General features: G+C 74.8%; 18 protein-coding genes and 1 pseudogene. 14 read left to right on the forward strand and 5 right to left on the reverse strand.

Features of this window, described 5'->3' with window-relative positions; translation table 11 throughout:
• Positions 1 to 3: 3 nt before the first annotated feature.
• Positions 4 to 1,761, reverse strand: coding sequence for a DEAD/DEAH box helicase (locus tag O7542_RS09025; RefSeq protein WP_043323686.1), 1,758 nt, complete (start codon positions 1,759 to 1,761; stop codon positions 4 to 6).
• Between the two features lie 118 nt (positions 1,762 to 1,879).
• Positions 1,880 to 2,707: a hypothetical protein gene (locus O7542_RS09030; RefSeq protein ID WP_166455896.1), complete on the reverse strand. Its 828-nt coding sequence runs from the start codon at positions 2,705 to 2,707 to the stop codon at positions 1,880 to 1,882.
• Positions 2,708 to 2,839: 132 nt separating this feature from the next.
• On the opposite strand from O7542_RS09030, the gene O7542_RS09035 reads away from it, so the two are divergent.
• The 9 genes and pseudogenes from O7542_RS09035 to O7542_RS09075 all read left to right on the forward strand — a co-directional run bounded on the left by O7542_RS09035 (position 2,840) and on the right by O7542_RS09075 (position 11,573).
• Complete coding sequence (locus O7542_RS09035) at positions 2,840 to 3,985, forward strand: histidine kinase (RefSeq protein ID WP_281606021.1); 1,146 nt, start codon at positions 2,840 to 2,842, stop codon at positions 3,983 to 3,985.
• A pseudogene (locus O7542_RS09040) lies at positions 3,982 to 4,586 on the forward strand (response regulator transcription factor). Before O7542_RS09035 ends, O7542_RS09040 begins: the two are co-directional and overlap by 4 nt.
• A gap of 44 nt (positions 4,587 to 4,630) precedes the next feature.
• The gene (locus O7542_RS09045; protein WP_281606022.1) at positions 4,631 to 5,164 is read left to right on the forward strand and encodes a 2'-5' RNA ligase family protein; all 534 of its coding nucleotides are present in this window, start codon (positions 4,631 to 4,633) and stop codon (positions 5,162 to 5,164) included.
• 85 nt (positions 5,165 to 5,249) lie between these two features.
• The gene (locus O7542_RS09050) at positions 5,250 to 6,194 is read left to right on the forward strand and encodes an inositol-3-phosphate synthase (protein WP_043323695.1); all 945 of its coding nucleotides are present in this window, start codon (positions 5,250 to 5,252) and stop codon (positions 6,192 to 6,194) included.
• A 57-nt stretch (positions 6,195 to 6,251) separates the two neighbouring features.
• Complete coding sequence (locus tag O7542_RS09055) at positions 6,252 to 6,995, forward strand: winged helix-turn-helix domain-containing protein (RefSeq protein ID WP_064445798.1); 744 nt, start codon at positions 6,252 to 6,254, stop codon at positions 6,993 to 6,995.
• A gap of 105 nt (positions 6,996 to 7,100) precedes the next feature.
• On the forward strand, positions 7,101 to 8,105 hold the full coding sequence (locus O7542_RS09060) for a cytochrome P450 (RefSeq protein WP_247677535.1): 1,005 nt from the start codon (positions 7,101 to 7,103) through the stop codon (positions 8,103 to 8,105).
• Complete coding sequence (locus O7542_RS09065) at positions 8,102 to 8,896, forward strand: isocitrate lyase/phosphoenolpyruvate mutase family protein (RefSeq protein ID WP_210886246.1); 795 nt, start codon at positions 8,102 to 8,104, stop codon at positions 8,894 to 8,896. Before O7542_RS09060 ends, O7542_RS09065 begins: the two co-directional genes overlap by 4 nt.
• 102 nt (positions 8,897 to 8,998) lie before the next feature.
• A complete protein-coding gene (locus O7542_RS09070; RefSeq protein ID WP_043323699.1) occupies positions 8,999 to 9,958 on the forward strand; it encodes a hypothetical protein in 960 nt (319 codons plus the stop codon).
• Between the two features lie 4 nt (positions 9,959 to 9,962).
• A complete protein-coding gene (locus O7542_RS09075; protein ID WP_209962080.1) occupies positions 9,963 to 11,573 on the forward strand; it encodes an asparagine synthase-related protein in 1,611 nt (536 codons plus the stop codon).
• A 31-nt stretch (positions 11,574 to 11,604) separates the two neighbouring features.
• On the opposite strand, the gene O7542_RS09080 is transcribed toward O7542_RS09075, so the two are convergent.
• On the reverse strand, positions 11,605 to 12,480 hold the full coding sequence (locus O7542_RS09080) for a transglutaminase domain-containing protein (RefSeq protein WP_281606023.1): 876 nt from the start codon (positions 12,478 to 12,480) through the stop codon (positions 11,605 to 11,607).
• Between the two features lie 122 nt (positions 12,481 to 12,602).
• Here O7542_RS09080 and O7542_RS09085 point away from each other — a divergent pair, with 122 nt between their 5' ends.
• Together O7542_RS09085 and O7542_RS09090 are read left to right on the forward strand one after the other, a co-directional pair.
• Positions 12,603 to 13,076, forward strand: coding sequence for a DUF1203 domain-containing protein (locus O7542_RS09085; protein WP_281606024.1), 474 nt, complete (start codon positions 12,603 to 12,605; stop codon positions 13,074 to 13,076).
• 48 nt (positions 13,077 to 13,124) lie between these two features.
• Entirely contained in the window at positions 13,125 to 14,117 is a 993-nt protein-coding gene (locus tag O7542_RS09090) for a carcinine hydrolase/isopenicillin-N N-acyltransferase family protein (RefSeq protein WP_281606025.1), read from the forward strand.
• On the opposite strand, the gene O7542_RS09095 is transcribed toward O7542_RS09090, so the two are convergent.
• Positions 14,096 to 14,524 carry a hypothetical protein gene (locus O7542_RS09095; RefSeq protein ID WP_281606026.1) on the reverse strand — a complete coding sequence of 143 codons (429 nt, stop codon included), beginning with the start codon at positions 14,522 to 14,524 and terminating at the stop codon, positions 14,096 to 14,098. The two genes, O7542_RS09090 and O7542_RS09095, sit on opposite strands and share 22 nt — an antisense overlap.
• A 114-nt stretch (positions 14,525 to 14,638) precedes the next feature.
• Positions 14,639 to 16,090, reverse strand: a complete 1,452-nt coding sequence (locus O7542_RS09100; protein ID WP_043330087.1) for a hypothetical protein — start codon at positions 16,088 to 16,090, stop codon at positions 14,639 to 14,641.
• A gap of 138 nt (positions 16,091 to 16,228) precedes the next feature.
• On the opposite strand from O7542_RS09100, the gene O7542_RS09105 reads away from it, so the two are divergent.
• The 3 genes from O7542_RS09105 to O7542_RS09115 all read left to right on the forward strand — a co-directional run bounded on the left by O7542_RS09105 (position 16,229) and on the right by O7542_RS09115 (position 18,929).
• Entirely contained in the window at positions 16,229 to 16,924 is a 696-nt protein-coding gene (locus O7542_RS09105) for a DUF305 domain-containing protein (RefSeq protein ID WP_281606027.1), read from the forward strand.
• A 77-nt stretch (positions 16,925 to 17,001) separates the two neighbouring features.
• The gene (locus O7542_RS09110) at positions 17,002 to 18,267 is read left to right on the forward strand and encodes a histidine kinase (RefSeq protein ID WP_281606028.1); all 1,266 of its coding nucleotides are present in this window, start codon (positions 17,002 to 17,004) and stop codon (positions 18,265 to 18,267) included.
• The gene (locus tag O7542_RS09115; protein WP_043323707.1) at positions 18,264 to 18,929 is read left to right on the forward strand and encodes a response regulator transcription factor; all 666 of its coding nucleotides are present in this window, start codon (positions 18,264 to 18,266) and stop codon (positions 18,927 to 18,929) included. The genes O7542_RS09110 and O7542_RS09115 overlap by 4 nt, the downstream gene beginning before the upstream one ends.
• Positions 18,930 to 19,018 lie beyond the last annotated feature (89 nt).

Here is a 19,018-nt window from a genome sequence, read left to right on the forward strand (position 1 = left end):
CGCTCAGCGCCGGTCGCGCCGCTCGTAACCCCGGTCGCGGCGCTCACCGGAACCGTCGCCGTCCCGGTCCCGGCGTACGGTCGCCTTACGGCCCTTGATCGTGGTGCCCCGCAGCCCTGAGATGATCTCGTCGGCCACCGCCTGCGGCACCTCGACCAGCGAGAACCGGTCGGCGATCTCGATCGAGCCGATGTCCCGGCCACTGATCCGGGTCTCCCCGGTGATCGCGCCGACCAGGTCCTGCGGCCGTACCCCGGCGCGTCGGCCCAGCCCGATGAAGACCTGGGTGGTCCCCCCGGTACGCGGACGGCCCGGGCCCCGGCGCTCGCCCCGCCCACCGGTCTCCGGGCGGCCCTCGCGCGGGCCCCGGACCGGAACCTGCGGGATCTCCTCCTCGTCGTCCGAGCCGGGCGACGTCGCCTCGTGCGCCAGCTTCACCGCCGCCAGCGCCACCTCGACCAGGTCGAACTCGTCGGTCAGCGACTCGACGATCACCCGGTACGGGTCGAGGTCGTCCTCCAGCAGGCTCTCCCGCAGCGCGCCCTGGGTCAGCTCCAGCCGCCGGGTCCGCATGTCCGCCACCGTGGGGATCTTGTCGATGGTGATCCGCTGGCCGGTGACCCGCTCGATGGTCTTGAGCATCCGGTGCTCGCGCGGCTCGGCGAGCGTGATCGCCACACCCTCCCGCCCGGCCCGGCCCACCCGGCCGATCCGGTGCACGTACGACTCCGGCGCCGACGGGACGTCGTAGTTGACCACGTGGGTGAGCTGCTCGACGTCCAGCCCCCGGGCGGCCACGTCGGTGGCGACCAGCAGGTCCGCCGTGCCGGCGCGCAGCCGGCCCATCACCCGGTCCCGCTGCTCCTGGCTCATCCCGCCGTGCAGCGCCTCGGCCCGGTAGCCCCGGCCGTTCATCGTCTCGGTGAGCCGGTCGACCTCCTCGCGGCTGCGGCAGAACACGATCGCCGCGGTCGGCGACTCCACGTCCAGCACCCGGCCCAGCGCGGCCGGCTTGTGCCCCCGGGCCACGATGTACGCGCTCTGCCGCACCCGGGGCGCCTCCCCGGCGACCGGCCGCTCCCGCTCGATCTGGATCCGGACCGGATCGGTCAGGTGCTGCCGGGCCAGCCCGTCGATGCGGGCCGGCATGGTGGCCGAGAACAGCACCGTCTGCCGGCCGGCCGGCGCGTGCTCCAGGATCGCCTCGATGTCCTCGGCGAAGCCCATGTCGAGCATCTCGTCCGCCTCGTCCAGCACCACCGTGGCCAGCGCGCCCAGCCGCAGCGTGCCCCGGGCGATGTGGTCCAGGGCCCGGCCCGGCGTCGCGACCACCACGTCCACCCCGTGGTCGAGCGCGCGCAGCTGCCGGCCGATCGGCTGCCCGCCGTAGATCGGCAGCACCCGGGCGCCCAGGTCCTTGCCGTAGCGGTGGAACGCCTCGGAGACCTGCACGGCCAGCTCACGGGTGGGCACCAGCACCAGCGACACCGGGTCGCCGTCCGGCCGTCCCACCGGCATCCGCTGCAGCAGCGGCAGCGCGAACGCGGCGGTCTTGCCCGTACCGGTCGCCGCCTGTCCCAGCAGATCCTGCCCGGCCAGCAGCGGGGGGATCGCCTCCCGCTGGATCGGGGTGGGTTCCTCGTAGCCGAGCGCGGCCAGCGCGCCCAGCAACTCGGTGCGCAGCCCGAGATCCGCGAAGGCGGTGGCGTCCTCGGCGTCGGCGGGAATGGCGGGGTCGGTCGGGGTCGGTGCGGCGGTCATGCGACAAGTTTTTCATCACCGCCGCGCGGCGGTCGCGGCGACCGGGCCAAACGTTCGCCGCGCCACCTGCGTGCTGTCCCCTCCGGGTGGTCCGGCGCGGCCCCGTGCCCTCGCCGGATCACCGGGACAGGACGGCCAGCAACGTGGTGAAACCGACCGCGACGTCGAACACCGCGCACCACAGCGCGTACCCGCGCGGCACCACCGCGCCGGTGCGGTGGTACCAGGCGTCCCAGGCGGCGTGGACGAGCCAGCCCACCCCGACGAGCACCCCGGCGACGTCGGCGGAGGCGACCATCGCCACGACCGCCAGGCCGCCCCACCCGGCCGCCCCGGCGAGCTGCGCGGCCAGCGCGCGCCGGTCGCCCCACTGCCGCCGCCAGGTGCCGATCAGCAGGTAGCCGGCCGGCAGGACCAGCAGCGTCCACGGCGCGAAGACGGTCGGCGCGAACCACATGTCCACGGTCATGAGCAGCGCCAGCCCGGCCGGCCACCCGCGCGCCACGGCTGCCGCGACCGGGTGTCGGCGGGGCGGCGCCGCGGACGTGTGCCGGTGCCGCAGCGCCACCAGCAGCATCGCCGGCACCATCAGCAGGTGGCCGCCGAGCAGCAGCGCGTCGTCCCCGGCCCACCCCGCCCACCAGAGCGGGAGCAGCAGCAGAAACGGCACGTACATGGCCGCCGACATCTCCGCGGTGGCGGCCCGCCCGTACCCCCGGTGCCACATCCACGCGGCCATGCCCGCCGCCATGTTCGTCGCCATCACCAGCGCGCCCACGTCCGGCCGCGCCAGCACCGCCGCGCCGCCCAGCACGCCCGCGCCCACCCGCCACAGCGGCCCGAGCAGCACCATCCCGGCCAGCATCGCCACCACCATCGCGGCCAGGTGCCGCGTCCGCGCCCACCCGGCCCACCGCCGGGGTACGACCACAGTCATCTCCGTCATGCCCCGACCCTGCCGCCGCCGGGCGCACCGGAGAAGGCGCGTCAGTCATCGGGAAACCGTGCGGATCGCACGGCCCGACCGTGACGTTTCTCAGGAGTGGGCGGACCGGTGCACGCCCTAGGATCAGCGGGCATGAGCGTCGATCCGGCGGACCACCGGCTGCGCCGGGCCCGGCGGGTCACGCTGCTGTCGCTGGCCACGAACGTGTGGACGACGGTGCTGCTGCCAGCGGTCGGACTGGCCCGCGAACCCGACCCGGCACGCGTCGCGCTCGGCGCCGCCGGGCTGCTCGTGTTCGCCGCCGCCCAGGTCGCGGTGCTGCACGCCGCCGTCACGCCGTGGCTGCCCGTGCCGGCGCGCCGCCGCCGGCACGCCGCGCTGACCGTGGCGGCGCTGCTCAGCCTGCCGCTGCTCGGCCCGGTCGCGGCCGGCTCCTGGCCCACCTGGGCGTGGCTCGGCGCGTCACTGGTCGGCATGACGCCGCTGCTGTTCCGGCCCGTCGTGGCGGCGGTGGCGGCGGCCGGCGTCCTCGCGGCGTCCGCGGCCGTCACCTGGTGGACCGATGGCCCGCTGACCACGGCGCTGCTGGTCACCGGCCTGGTGGGGGCCGGGATAGCCGCGCTCACCTGGGTCCAGGTCTGGTTCTGGGACCTGCTGGTCGAGGCCCGGCAGGGGCAGGCCGCCCAGGCCCGGCTGGCCGCCGCCGAGGAACGGCTGCGCTTCGCCCGGGACGTGCACGACCTGCTCGGCCACGACCTGACGGTGATCGCGCTGAAGGCCGAGCTGGCCGAGCGGCTGGCGCCGACCGACCCGGACCGGGCCGCCCGGGAGGCGGCGCAGGCGCGGCGGCTCGCCGCAACGGCGCTGACCCGGGTACGCGCGGCGGTGCACGGCTACCGCGCCGTCGACCTGGCCGAGCAGGCCGCCGCGGTGGGGGAGGTGCTGCGCTCCAGCGGCGTACGCACGACTGTGGTCCCGCCGTCCGGCGAGGTGCCCGGTCCGGTCGCCGCCGACCTGGCCGCGGTGCTGCGTGAGGCCGGGACGAACGTGCTGCGGCACAGCCGGGCCGGCTGGTGCCGGATCGAGATCACCCGGGAGGACACGGCGGTGACGCTGACCGTACGCAACGACGGCGTGCGTGACGGCGACGGCCCGGACCGGCTCAGCGGCGGCCTGCGCGGCCTGTCCGACCGGCTCGCCCCGGTCGGCGGCCGGGTCCGGGCGGACGCCGCCGACGGCGTGTTCAGCCTGGTCGCGACCGTGCCGGTGGCGCGATGATCCGGGTGCTGCTGGCCGACGACGAGGAGCTGATCCGGATCGCCCTCGCCGCGCTGCTCGACCTGGAGCCGGACATCGAGGTGGTGGCGCACGCGGGCGACGGGCGCGCGGCCCTGGACGCGGCGCTTGCCCACCGGCCGGACGTCGCCGTGCTCGACCTGGAGATGCCGGCGCCCGGCGGGGTCGAGGTCGCCGCCGAGCTGACCCGGGCGCTGCCCGGCTGCGCCCCGGTGATCCTCACCGGACACGGCCGCCCCGCCCAGCTCCGGCCGGCGCTGGCCGCCGGAGTGCGCGGCTTCCTCGCCAAGGGCGCTCCCGGCGGCGCGCTGGCCGACGTGATCCGCCGCGTGCACTCCGGCGCCCGGTACGTCATCCGGCGCTCGCGGCCGACGCGCTCACCCTGCCCGAGTGCCCGTTGACACCACGCGAGCTGGAGACGCTGCGCCTGGCTGAGCTGGGCACCCCGGTCGCGGTGATCGCCCGGCGTACCCACCTGGCCGCCGGGACGGTCCGCAACCACCTGAGCGCCTGCGTGCAGAAGCTCGGCGCCGCGAACCGGGCCGAAGCGGTACGGCTCGCCCGCGAGGCCGGCTGGCTCTGAGGTACGGGACGTCGTGGCACGCTGCCGGCGGCTAGCCTGATCACGTGCGGACGGTCGAACTGCTCTGCTCATCCGAACTGGAAGCGGCGGTTCGCGCTGCCTGGGACCGGCTCGCCGCCGCCGGGCTGCCCAGCCTGGCCCGCAACACGCACCCGACGAACCGGCCGCACCTGACGCTCGCCTCCGTCGAGGAGTTCCCGCCCGGCGCCGAGCAGCGACTGGCCGACCTCTGCGACGCGGCGCTGCCGCTGCCGGTGCGGCTGGACCGGGTGGCGGTGCTCGACGGCAGCGCGCCACTGGTGTGGCTGGTCCATCCGACGCCGCAGCTCGTCGCGCTGCACGGCGCGGTCTGGGACGTGCTCGCCGAGGCGTCCGGCGCGCGTTCGTGGCATCTGCCCGGTCGCTGGATTCCCCACCTGAGCCTGGCGTTGCGCTTCGGCGGCGCGGACCGGCGCCGGGCCCGGGCGGTCGCCGGAGCGGGCCGCCCGGCCGGGGCGTTCGTGGCGGCGCGCAGCTACGACGCCGACACCCGCACGATCAGCGAACTGACCACCGCCTGCCCACGTTCCGGCGGCTGACCGAGAGGTCATACCCGGCGCTGGTGGGCGTCGGTTCCGCTGACCGGGACCCCCGGCGTGGGCAGATCCGGGTACTCTTCGCCCCATGATCGACAGTGTTCGATTGGCGGTCGTCGGTGTGGGCAACAACACGTCGGCGTTGGTGCAGGGCATCGCCTTCTACCGCAACACCGGCAGCCTGGTAGGGCTCCACCGGCCAGAGATCGCGGGACTGGGCGTCAGCGACATCGACGTCGTCGCCGCTTTCGCCATGTCCGACCGAAAGGTGGGCAAGGATCTCCACGAGGCGATATTCATGCCGCCCAACAACTTCCCGCGCCTCGACACCGAACTTCCGCCCGCCGGCGTGACGGTGCGGCGTGGCCTGGTGGACTCGACGGAAGTCGAACGGGTGGCGCACGCGCTGGAAGGGGCGGAGGTGCTGCTCTACTCCGCTCCGAGCGGCCGGCCGGACACGGCTCGGGCTTACGCCGAGGCGGCTCTGACAGCGGGAGTCGCGTTCGTGAACACCACGTCGGATCCGGTGGCCAGGCACGAGTCACTACTGGCACGTTTCGAGGAAGCCCGTGTGCCGTTGCTCGGCGACGACCTGGCCAGCCAGTTCGGCACCTCCGTGCTGCACCACGCACTACTGCGGCTGATCGAGGAGCGCGGCCTCACCCTGGGCAGCTCCTACCAGGTCAATCTGGGCGGGACCGAAGACTTCCGCAACCTGGTCGAGAACCCGAACACCAAGAAGCAGTCCAAGCTGAACGCCCTGGGGTCGTCCGGCAAGGTCCAGATGGCGCCCCTCGCGTACATGCCGCACCTGCGATCCCACAAGATCGCCCACCTCAACATCGAAGCGCAGGGCTGGGCCGAGACGGCGGTGAGTGTGGAGGTGCGCCTGCAGGTGCATGACCCGAGTGGTGCTGCCGGCGTCAACATCGACCTGATTCGTCTGGCGGCCATCGCCCTGCGGTCGGGTCGTGGCGGCTACCCGGCCGAAGCGGCATCCCTCCTGAAGTCCCCACCCGGAACCGCGATCTGACCCCAACCCCCGGACCGTTCGGCGCGGCCCGAACCGTGCCCGTGTCAGCATGGGCCGATGACCACCGGTGCCGACGGACGCGGACTCGCCGGGTTCGCCGCGCTGCTCGCCGACCCCACCCGGGCCGGCTTCTGCCTGGCCCTGCTCGACGGCCGCGCCTGGACCGCCGGGGAGCTGGCCCGCGCCGCCGGGGTGGCCGCGTCCACCGCGAGCGGCCACCTCACCCGGCTGGTGGCGGGCGGTCTGGTGGTCGAGGAGCGGCAGGGCCGCCACCGGTACGTCCGCCTCGCAGACCCGGGCGTCGCCCAGCTCGTCGAGGACCTGGCCGCGCGGGCGCCCGCACCGGCGGCCCCGCCCCGCACGTTGCGCGCCGCGTCGGCCGGTGCCGCCCTGGCGTACGCGCGCACCTGCTACGACCACCTGGCCGGGCGGCTCGGCGTGCTGCTGCACGACGCCCTGCTCGACCGTGGCGTGCTCGACCGCACCGGCGGCCTCGCGCTGACCGAGGCCGGCATGAGCTGGCTGGACCGTCTCGGCGTACCCGTCGAACCACTGCGCGGCACCCGGCGGCCGCTCGTCCGCGACTGCCTGGACTGGACCGAACGGCGCCCGCACCTGGCCGGCGCGGTCGGGGCGGCGCTGTGCGGGCGCTTCCTCGACCTCGGCTGGACCGCGCGCGGCAACGGCCGGGCGGTACGGGTCACCCCGGCGGGGCGGGACGCGCTGGCCGAGGCGCTCGGGCTCGACCCGGTGCTGCTGGCCGCGCCCGCCACCCGCGACACCGGCCCGGCGCGCGCCTGACCCGCCCGTGCCCCGCGGCACCGGTCCCGCCCGCGGCTGACCGCCCGGTGTGCCCGGCCGGATCGTTCGGTCCGGGCCGAACTGTCGGCGCCCTACGGTCCGGTGATGGATTCACCGACGATCACGGCTGCTCCGGGCACGCCGCCCTGCGGGCCGCCGACCTCGGACGACGGCGGCTGGGTGGTCACCCGGTACGCGGACGTCGTCTCCGTCCTGACCGATCCCCGCTGCGTGGTGCCGCCCGCCGAGGAGGCGCCGGAGGGTGGCCTGGCATGGCTGCGCGCCTCGGTGAGCCGGTTCAGCCCGCCGGCCCGGCATGCCGCGCGGCGAGCCGTCGGGGTGGCGGCGCTCGACACGCTCGACCCACGGGAACTGCGCGTGATCGCGGAACGGCTGACCGGGCGGATCCTCGACCGCGCCGCGAGCGCGGACAACGGCGGCGACCGGGTGGACGTGACCGGTGACCTGGCTCGGCGCGTACCCCTTGTGGTGCTGGCGGAGCGGCTTGGGCTGGCCGACTCGGCGGCGGCCGTCGCGGAGGTGACGGCGGTGGCCGCCGCCTACCACCCGGGCGCCGGCCCGGCGGCGGTGCGGCGGGCGGACCGGGCGGTGGCGGCGCTGCTGGCCATGTCGCCGCCCGCTCCGGCCGAGGTGACAGCGAACCGGCTCGGGCTGCTGGTGCAGGCCGCCGACGCCACCGCCGGGCTGATCGTGGCCGCCGTCCGGCACGGGCTCGACGCGCCGGACGGGCTCGAGACCGACGTGCTGCTCGCCGAGGTGCTGCGCCTCGACCCGCCGGTACGGGTCACCCGCCGGGTCGCCGCCGACCCGCTGACCCTGGACGGCCAGCCGGTGCGCGTGGGGGAGCGGCTGCTGCTGCGGTTCGACGCCGCCAACCGCGACCCGGCGGTCTTTCCGGAGCCGGACTGTTTCCGCGCCGGCCGGGCGAACGCCGCGCTGACGTTCGGCGCCGGCCCCCGCGGCTGCCCCGGGCAGCGGCACGCGCTCGCCCTGGCCGCCGGCGTGGTCGGCGTGCTGCGCCGCCGCTGCCGTCCCGCCGGCCCTGCCCCTGACGTCCCGCCGACCCCACTCGAGGTGATCCTCCGATGACCGACCGGTACCGCGCATTCCGTGACCTGCACCGGCCCGGCGAACCGCTGCTCCTGCCGAACGCCTGGGACCACGCCTCCGCCGCGGCGCTCGCCGCCAGGGGCCATCAGGCGATCGGTACGACCAGCCTGGGCGTGGCGGCGGCCGCCGGCCGACCGGACGCCGTCAGGGCGACCCGCGCCGAGACGCTGGAGCTGGCGTACCGGCTGCGGGACCTGCCGGCGCTGCTCACGGTGGACGTCGAGGACGGCTTCCACGACGACCCGGCGCAGGTCGCCGGGTTCGTGGGCGAGCTGGCCGCGCTCGGGGTGGTCGGCGTGAACCTGGAGGACGGGCGCCCGGACGGGCGACTGGCCCCGGCGGACCACGTCGCCGCCGTGATCGGGGCGGTCCGCGCGGCGGTGCCGCGGATGGTCGTCAACGCCCGCACCGACGCCTGGTGGCTGGGCGTGCCGGCGCCGCTGGACGAGGCACGGCGGCGGGCGGCGGCGTTCCGGGCCGCCGGTGCCGACTGCCTGTTCGTGCCGGGCGCGCCGGACGACCTGGTCGGCCTGCTCGCCGCCGAGGCGGGGTTGCCGCTGAACGTGCTGTACCGGCCGGGCGGCCCGGACCTCGCAGCCCTCGGGCGGCTCGGCGTGGCCCGGGTCAGCACCGGATCGCTGCTGTTCCGGGCCGCGCTCGGTGCCGCGCTGCACCTGACCGACGCGATCGGCGCCGGGCGCGACGCGGGCCTGCCGGCGCCACCCGGATACGAGGAGGTGCAGGCCCTGGTGTCGCCGTCCGCCACCTGATCGGGCACTTCGGGGGAGATGGGAGGAATCGCGCCTTCTCCGGTCTTTACGGTGTGTGCAGGCCCAATCACGCCGTGTCCTGACCGAGAGGGGACGGAGACCATGCGAGTGCCCAGCCGCAGCCCCGGTCGCCAGCCCGGTCCCGCCGCCGCACCCACCGCTCCCGCCCGCCGGGTGCCCGCAGCCGGCCGGCGCGGCGACGCCGTACCGGACCTGTCCGCGTACCGGGCGGCGGTGGCGGACCTCCTGGTCGAGGTGGGCGCGCTCGCCGACGCGCCGTCGGCCACCGCCCGCCAGGTGCTGCTCGACCAGCGGCTGCGCGAACCCGCCATCGCCGCCGTCCTCGACGCCACGCCCCAGGGGCTGATCGGGGCCCGGGAGACGCTGCTGCTGGAGATGGCCCGCTACCAGCCAAACGCGCGCAGCTCGGCGCAGGACCTCACCGCGCTGGTGCGGATCTACCTGCTCTCCCGCGTCGACGTGCTCTGGTGGCGGGACGCCCCGACGTTCCTCACCGACGACCAGGTCCGCACCAGCGCCGAACTCGTCGACCTGGAGTGGCTGCGCCGGCGCGGGCTGATCGAGTTCCGCTATCAGGAGCAGCCCGCCACGGTCGTGGGCCGGGGCCTGCGCGCGGCGCGCCGCCGGTTGCTTCCGGCCGCCACCCCGCGTACCGCCGGTCTGCTGTTCCGCCGGGCCCGCCGCGAGATGATCGCGTTCCTCAACGACCTGGCCCGGGAGTTCGCGGCCGTCGCGCCGGACCGCACGCCGCCGCTCTGGGTGACCAGCCTGGCCCGTAGCGCCGAGCACCAGTACCGGCTGCGCCGCCTGGGGTACGCCGCGATGGTGCCCAGCGGACACTGCCTCGGCTGGGCCGCCGATGTCGAGCTGGAATGGTACGAGCGCTTCGGCGCCCGTTCGGCCCTCGCCGGGTTGCTCCTGGCCCGCCAGGACGCCGGCGAGGTGAACGTGGTCGACGAGGGACAGGCCTGGCACGTGTGTCTCGCCCCGGACGCCCGCCGCCGCTACCGGCGGGCGTACGAGGCCGAGATGGGGGTGTGACCCGGTGTGCGGCATCGCGCTGAGCATCGGCCCCGAGGCCGACCCGGCCACGTTCCGCCGGATGCTCACCGCGCTCGCGTCGCGCGGTGAGGTCACCGAGACCCGCCAGGAGAACGGCCTGCTCGCCGGCGTACGGCGGCTGAAGATCGTGGACCGGGAACGGTCCGTCCAGCCGTGGATGTCGCCGGACGAGCGGCACCTGCTCTGCTACAACGGCGAGATCTTCAACCACCACGAGCTGCGCGCCGAGCTGACCCGGCTCGGGCACGAGTTCCGCACCACCGGCGACACCGAGGTCGTGCTGACCGCGTTCCGCCAGTGGGGCGAGAACGCGGTACGCCGGCTGCGTGGGGAGTACGCGTTCGTGATCGTCGAGCGGGACAGCGGGCGGGCGTACCTGGCCCGGGACCCGCTCGGGGTCAAGCCGCTGTACTGGTCCCGCCTGCCCGGCTGCCTGCACCTCGCCTCCGAGGTCAAGGCGCTCGTCGGGCACGGCGCGCCGATCGGCGAGGTGGCGCCCGGGCACCACGGCTGGGTCGAGCCCGGCGAACCGGTCCGGCCGCGCCCGCACGTCGACCTGCTCACCCTCGGCGACGGCCTGCCGGTGATCGACGACCCGGACGAGGCGGCCCTGCTGGTCCGCGTCGCGCTCACCGACGCGATGCGGGCCCGGCTGGACACCGACCTCACCGTCGGCGTGGTGCTCTCCGGCGGCCTGGACAGCTCGCTGGCGCTGCTGCACGCTCGGGAACTGCACCCGGACTGCGTGGCGGTCACCATCGGCGTGCCGGAGAGCCCCGACGTCGCGTACGCCCGGCGGCTCGCCGCCGACCTCGGCGTGCCGCACGAGGTGATCGAGCTGCGCCCCCGTGACATCCGGCTGGCCGACGTACGTGAGGCGATCCGGGTCTCCGAGCTGACCGAGTACGGCGACATCATCAACGCTGTCGTCTCGGTGCCGATCTTCCGGCGGTTGCGCGAACTGGGCGTACGGGTGGTGCTCACCGGCGACGGCTCCGACGAGCTGTTCGGCGGCTATCCGATGTACCACCAGGTCGGGCCGGAGCGGTCCCGCCGGCTGTTCCTGCACAAGATCCGCAACCTGTGCCGGACCGAGCTGCAACGGGTGGACCGGGCCAGCATGGCGCACGGGGTGGAGGCCCGGGTGCCGTTCCTCGACCTCAGCGTCGTCGAGCTGGCCATGCGGCTGCCGCTGGACCTCAAGCTGCGCGACGGGCAGGAGAAGTGGATCGTCCGGCAGGCCTTCGCCGACCTGCTGCCCGCCTACGTCCGGCAGCGGCCGAAGAACCCGATGTCGTACTCGTCGGGCCTGCACGAGCGGGCCCGCCTCTACAAGCCGCTGTTCGCCCGGCTGCACCGCTCCTTCGGCTACGACCTGCTGGAACCGGTCCGCCGTGACTTCGACAGCGTGCTCACCCGCTGCGGCAACGACCTCGACCGGGCCATCGCCGAGGGCATGGCCCGGCCCGACTACACCGTGCTGGAACACGCCCGGGACCTGGTCGGCGCGGCCCGGTGGAACGCCGCGCCGATGGTCCGGCGGCTGGTCAACCCGCGCCGCACCCGAGGCGACGAGGCGCCCCTGCCCGGGTGAGCCCGCGTGGCCCCGGTAGGAGGCCGCCGGGTCAGCGCCGCAGGTCCACGTCGGCGGCCACGCCGGAGACCGGGTCCATGCAGTGCACCGTCGGGCCCGGACGCAGCCGGGCGTCCGAGGCGTACCGCCGGGCCAGCTCCCGCCCGGCGGCGGCGTCGCCGCGGTCGGCGGCCACCAGCAGCGCGGCGACCCCGTCGACGAGCGTGAGGTCGGCGCCGGTCAGGTCCTCGGTCATCGCCCCGAAACCGTCCCAGAGCAGCACCTCGTCCTTGTGCCGGTGGGCCAGCTCCAGCAGCACGTAGTCGTGGATGAACCAGTCGCCCCGGATCGGCAGCGACGGGTCCACGCCGTAGGTGTCCGGGTCGACCCGGCCCGCCCGGTGCGCCAGCCACACCCGGGCCGCCGACTCGAAGTGCCCGGCCTCCGGGTCGATGTCGTAGCCGTCGAACGGCCGGTCGCCGGCCGGGTCCAGCTCCGGGTCGGACCAGACCCACCGCTCGCCGTCCCACCACTCGGCGAGCACATGGTCGTGGTGCCAGCCGGGCACGAAGTAGCTCGCGAACCCGACCCGGCTGCGCGCCGGGACGCCGTGCTGGCGCAGCGCCGCGACGGTGAGCAGCGTGTGGTCCCGGCAGCACCCGGCGACCCGCTCGGCGGCCGGGCGCTCGGCGGTCAGCGGCAGCGGGAACCGCGACTGGTCGGCGTCGAGGATGCGGTCCGTCCAGCGCAAATTCACCTCGGCCCGGCGGACGTCCGGCAGCTCCACCCCGCCGGCCCGGTAGTGGATGATCACGTTGCGGGCGGTCGCCGCGACGGTGGCCAGGTCAGCCGGCACGGCTTCGAGCAGCGCCGCGTGGTGGCGGGGATCGCTGTACGGGGAGTGGGTCCGGTAGTCGTCGACGTCCATCCGGCCATTGTCGACGCGGGACGCGGCCGGCGGGTGCCCGCTCGGCGCGCAATCTCGCGGCGCCCGAATGCCAGGTCCGATCACCGCCAGCGCCGCGGTCCGGGCCGCGCCAGGCTGGGACCGTGACGACCACCCGTACCGCGTTCCGGATCCACCCGCTGCCCGCCGGGACGCTCGCCGAGCTGCGCCGCACCGGCCGCGACGCCACCGGGCAGCCGCCCGAGCACCGGCGCGCCACCGGTGGCGAGCCGCTGCGCTGCTGCCTGCGCGACGCCCGGCCGGACGAGACGCTGCTGCTGTTCGGGTACGCCCCGCCGCTGCCGCCGAGCCCGTACCGCGAGGTGGGACCGGTGTTCGCGCACGCCGCCGAATGCGCCGGCCCGCACGACGTGACGGCGTACCCGGTCCAGTGGCGCGGACGGGAGCAGGTGCTGCGCGCGTACGACAGCCGGGGCCGCATCGTGGGCGGACGGCGACACGACGGCGGCGACCCGGAGGCGGTGGTCGCGGAGCTGTTCGCCGACCCGGCGGTGGACCTGCTGCACAGCCGCAACGTCGTCTTCGGCTGCTGGATGTTCGCCGTCGCGCGGAGTTGACCGGGTCCCGGATGGACATCGGCGGACGCCTCTTCTAGCGTCGCTGTCATGCGGAGGACCCTCATCGCCGGCGGGCTCGCGTTGCTCCTGCTCGGCACGGCCTGCGGGGAGAGCCGCCGGTCCGACCCGCCGGCCGCGGCCGGCTCGCCCACCGCCTCGCGGCAGGACCCGGGCCAGGTCGAACGGACGCTGGCCAGCCTCCGCAAGATCGACGACCTGCCGATGTACGAGATGACGTACGACGGCGACTACGACCCGACCGCCGGGCTGGCCGGGTCGACGCCGCCGAGCCCGTTCGGCTGCTCGTTGTTCGCCGCGCTCGGCGACCGGGAGCGGCCGGTGTTCGCCCGCAACTTCGACTGGGAGCCGAACCCCGCGCTGGTGCTGCGCACCGACCCGCCGGACGGGTACGCCTCGATCTCGCTGGTCGACATCTCCTACCTGGGGGTGGCCGCCGACCCGACGGGGGACCGGCGGCTGCTGGACGCGCCGCTGCTGCCGTTCGACGGCATGAACGAGCGGGGTCTCGCGGTCGGGCTGGCCGCCGACGACGGGGCGCGCGCCGAGCCGGTGCCGGGACTGCCGAAGGTGGGCTCGGTGCGCATCCTGCGCCTGGTGCTCGACTCGGCCGCGACCGTGGACGAGGCGGTCGCCGTGTTCAAGCGCTACAACCTGGACTTCGACGGCGGGCCGCCGCTGCACTACCTGCTGGCCGACGCCACCGGCACGTCGGCGGTGGTGGAGTTCGTCGACGGGAAGATGACTGTGGACCGGCGCAGCGGCCCGTGGCAGGCCCTGACGAACGTGCCGGCCGTCGGTGTGCCGGACCGGGAACTGCGCCAGGACCGCAGGTACGGGGTGCTGGCGAAGGAACTGGACCGTGCCGGTGGGGTGGTCGACGCGCCCGGGGCGCTGCGGCTGCTGAACGCGGTACGCCAGTCGCACACCCGCTGGTCGGTCACGTACGGGCTGCGCAGCGGCGAGGTGCGGGTGGTCACGGCCGGTGGCGGCACCCGTGACTACCGCCTGCCGATGAGCTGATCCGGGCCGGGTGGACCGCTCCGGCCGAGGTCGTCGGCGCTGATCACGAGGCAGCCCAGCAGGTCGGCGAGCACGGTCCGCTGCACCGGCGTCAGGGTGTTCACGAAGACGGCGGCGTCGACGCCGGTCTCCCGGCACGCCTCGGCGATCTCGCGGAGCCTGCCGTGCGTCAGCAGCGTCCGGCGGGAGAACGGCTGGGACATCCGGGTGGCTCCGCCGGGACGCGCGTGCCACCGGTCGGAGACGCCTCGGCGTTGCACGAACCGGCCCACCACCCGGGCGCCGCGTTGCTCGGCCACGGCGGCGAGCCGGTCGAGGCGGGCCTCGTAGTCCTTGTCCTTGGCCGGGAAGAGCCCGACGAGCACGACGTCGGCGCCGTCGAGCGGGTCGCTCACGTACCTCTTCACGCGGACAGGATCGCCCGCGGCGGCCGGTGCGGCCAGGGGTTTCCGGGCTGTCTCAACGCACCGGGCCCGGCAGCCCCCGCGAGGGGAGCGCCGGGCCCGGGACGGGTCAGCGGGTCACCAGCTCAGGTAGCCCGCCTGGGTCTGCACGTTCAGCTCGGGAACCAGCAGGAACTGCGCCAGCCAGGTACGCGGGTCACGCAGCTCCAGCACGTCCAGTCCCTTCTGGATGTCGCTGGAGTAGATGTGGCCGTTGTACCAGTACGCCGACCAGGACCCGCCGGTACGCAGCTGCGTGGCGTCCAGCGGACCGCGCTCCCAGTAGGCGATCTCGGTCGGCTTGCGGGAGTTGGTGAAGTCCCACACCGAGATGCCGCCCTGGTACCACGCCTGCACCATGATGTCGCGGCCGGGCACCGGGATCAGCGAGCCGTTGTGGGCCACGCAGTTCTCGGTGTCGGCGTTGACGCGCGGGATCTTGTAGTAGCTGCGGAATTCCAGCTTGCGGGCGTTGCCGCGGCCGGTGATGTCGTAGATGGCGTCCGCGCCACGGTTCGGGCCGACCACCTCGTTGCAGGTGGCCGCGCCGCCGCCGCCCAGCTCGTCGGTGAAGACGACCTTGGTGCCGGAGTTGTTGAACGTGGCCGAGTGCCAGAACGCGAAGTTCTCGGCGTCGGTCACCCGCTCGATCACCCGGGGCGCCTCACGGTCCTTGATGTCCAGCAGGATGCCGTCACCCATGCACGCGCCGGCGGCCAGGTCCTTCGCCGGGTACGCGGTGATGTCGTGGCAGCCGGTGGTGGCCGACGACTGACCGGGGATGCCCGGGTAGCCGCCGTCCGGGAACAGGTTCGGCGTGGCCACCACGGAGGCGGTGGTGGGGTTCTTCACCGGCACCTTGACGATGGAGATGGAGTCGTGCGGCGGCTGGCAGTCCGGGAAGTCGGCGCGCGGGCTGTACGACGAGACGTACAGGTAGACGTTGCGCTTGTCCTTGCCGGGCACGAGCGTGTGGGTGTGCGAGCCGCACGCCGTCTCGACCGACTTGATGTAGCGCGGGTTGCGCTTGTCGCGGATGTCGAAGATCTTGATGCCCTCCCAGGACTCCTTCACCGACGCCGGCTGGCTGGTGCTGGCGCAGGAGTCGTCGCTGCGGGAGGAGTCGGTGGACAGGAAGAGCAGGTCGCCGTGGACCGAGATGTCGTTCTGCGAGCCGGGGCAGAGCACCTGCGACACGATCGTCGGGCGGCTCGGCCGGAGGATGTCGTAGATGACGAACCCGTCGTAGTTGCCGACGAACGCGTACCGCCCCTGGAAGGCGATGTCGGTGCCGAGGGCTGCGGTGGTGTCGAACGGCGCCTGCTTCGGCAGGTTGGCCACCTGCCGCAGGTTGGGGCTGCTGGAGATCTCGTCGACACCGGGGACGGCGCTGTCCACGGTGGCCGGCGCGGCCTGGGCGCGGGGGATCTCCTGGGCGCTGCTCGGCGGCGCGGCGACCACGCCGGCGAGCAGCAGGCCGGCGGCGGCGAGGCTGATGATGCGGGTGCGGGACGTGCGGATGCTGATCACCGGCAACACCCTTCGAAAGGGGATGATGATTCGCCAAACCTTACCGATCGGAGACCGTCATCAATGTGACCTGGGTCACACTGGGGAACTTTTATCTATGTATAGGATCGCCTTCACCTTGACCGGAGGAGGCGTCGTATGACCAGCCGGCAGGCGCGCGTGTGGGTGGGCGTCACAGCGCTCGTCATGCTCGTGGTGATCGGCGGGCTGGCGCTCGCCGGGCGCGACGACACCCGGCCCGAGGCCGCGGCGGGGAACGCCGCGACGGGCGCGCCGAGCCCGAGCGCCACCACCTCGGCGCCGCCGCTGCTGGTCCCCGGCCGCCCGGGGGAGTCGGCCGCCACCCGTGCGCCCGATCAGGTGCGGGCAGCGTCGACGCCCCGGTTCAACAGCCTCGACATCTGGTACGTCCGGATGATGATCCCGCACCACGAGCAGGCGCTGGAGATGGCGACGCTCGCCCCCGACCGGGCCGCCGACCCCCGCATCCGCGCCGTGGCCGAGCGGATCCGCGCCGCCCAGGGGCCGGAGGTCGGCCTGCTGCGTGCCTGGCTCAGCACCCGCGACCTGCCCGCCGACGTGCCGGGGCACGACCACGGCAGCATGCGCGGGATGCAGTCCGCCGAGGCGATGCGGCAGCTCGCCGACGCAAGGGGCGCGGCGTTCGACCGGATGTTCGTGCGGATGATGACCGATCACCACCAGGGCGCGATCGTGATGTCCACCGACCTGCTGAAGGTCGGGGCCGACCAGGCCATGCAGGAGTTCGCCACCGGTGTGGCCGTCGAGCAGTCCGCCGAGATCACCCGCATGCGAGCCCTCCTGCCCTCCTGACCCCCGCACCCCCGCCGCTCCCCGCGGTGATCATGAGGTTGGCGGCGACAAATCGGACGACGACGCCCGTCAACCTCATGATCATCGCGAGGTGGGGCGGCGGGGGAGGGGTGGGGAGAGCGGGCCTAGGCTGGGGAATCGTGGCTCGCCTCATCCTCGGCCGTCCGCTGCGCGGCATCGCCTTCGACACCGCCGTCTGCGGGCTGGTCGTGTTCTTCGCCGTCTCCGCGTACGTCGCCGGCCAGATCGGCGTACCGGCGTTCGCGGTCGGGCTGGCGGCGGCGGTGGCGGTGTTCTTCCGGCGTGCCCACCCGACGGCGGTCGCCGTCGCGGTGGCCGCGCTCGCGCTGGTCCAGGTGATCGCCGGCTGGGGTCCGCTCGCCTACGACATCGCCGTGCTGATCGCCCTCTACAGCGTGGTCAAGTACGCCGACCGGCTCCGTGACGGCATCGTGGCCGGGGTCGTCGCCGTGCTCGGCGGGGTGCTCGCCGCGCTCCAGACGCCCGGCGCCGGGCCCTGGTGGATGGGCGCGTTCTTCTACGCCCTGATCGTCGGCGCGGTCTGGCTGGCCGGGCTGAACCTGCGGACCCGCCGGCTCTACGTGCTCAGCCTGGAGGACCGGGCCGCGACGCTGGAACGGGAACGGGAGGCGCAGGCGCGGGCCGCGGTCGCCGAGGAGCGCACCCGGATCGCCCGCGAGCTGCACGACGTGGTCGCCCACAGCATGGCCGTGATGATCGTGCAGGCGGACGGGGTGCGGTTCACGCTCGACCGGGATCCGGCCATCGCCCGCGAGGCGGCCAAGGTGGTGGCGGACACCGGCCGGGCGGCGCTGGAGGAGATGCGGCGCCTGGTCGGCGTACTGCGGGAACCCACCGCGACGCAGCCGGACCCGGCGGACGGGCCCGCGCACCGCCGGCCCGCGCTGGTGGAGCTGCCCGCGTTGCTCGACCGGTTCCGCGCCGCCGGGCTGCGGGTCGCCTGCGGCGGCGCCGGCGCGCCGCCGCCGCTGCCCCCCGGCCTGGAGCTGACCGTCTACCGGGTGGTGCAGGAGAGCCTGACCAACACGCTCAAGCACGCGGGCGTCGGCGCGTCGGTGGAGCTGACGCTGGACTGGAGCGCCGACGCCGTCGTGATCCGCGCCGTGGACGACGGGCGCGGCCGTCCGGTCGACGGCCCGGCGCCGTCCGGCGGTCACGGCCTGGTCGGCATGCGGGAACGGGTCGGGGTGTACGACGGCAGCCTCGCCGCCGGACCCACACTTGCCGGTGGCTGGCGGGTGCGGGCGCGGCTGCCGCTGTCCCCGGCGGCCGGCACCGGGGAAGGGAGCGCGGCGGCGTGACGGTACGGGTGATGATCGTCGACGACCAGGCGCTGGTACGCGCCGGGTTCCGGATGGTGCTCGACTCCCAGCCCGACCTGGCGGTGGTCGCCGAGGCCATCGACGGCGCGGACGCGCTGCGGGTGCTGGACCGGGTCGCCGTCGACGTGGTGGTGATGGACCTGCGCATGCCGACCATGGACGGGGTGGAGGCGACCCGGCGGATCTGTGCCCGGCGCGACGACGGGCGCCCCCGCGTGCTGGCGCTGACCACGTTCGACACGGAGGCCGACGCGTTCGCCGCGCTGCGCGCCGGGGCGAGCGGGTTCCTGCTCAAGAACGTGCCGCCGGAGGAGCTCATGGCCGCGATCCGGGTGGTCGCCCAGGGCGACTCGGTGGTGGCCCCGTCGATCACCCGGCGGCTGCTCGACCGGTTCGCCGGGCAGCTCGGCCCCGCGCCGGCCGCCGATCCCCGGCTGGCCCAGCTCACCGAGCGGGAACGGGAGGTGCTGCTGCTGGTGGCGCAGGGGCTCTCCAACGCCGAGATCGCCGCCCGGGTGCACGTCGCGGAGGCGACGGTGAAGACCCACGTCGGCCGCATCCTGGCCAAGCTCCAGCTGCGCGACCGGGTCCAGGCGGTCGTCCTGGCGTACGAGAGCGGCCTGATCACGCCCGGCGGCTGACCCGGCGTACGCCTCAGGTCGTACGGGTTTTCCCGGTGGGGGACGACCTCCGTCGCATCGAGGTCGAGCGCGCAGGTGGAGATCAACCA

This window comes from Micromonospora sp. WMMC264, assembly GCF_027497275.1.
Taxonomy (GTDB): Bacteria; Actinomycetota; Actinomycetes; order Mycobacteriales; family Micromonosporaceae; genus Micromonospora; species Micromonospora chalcea.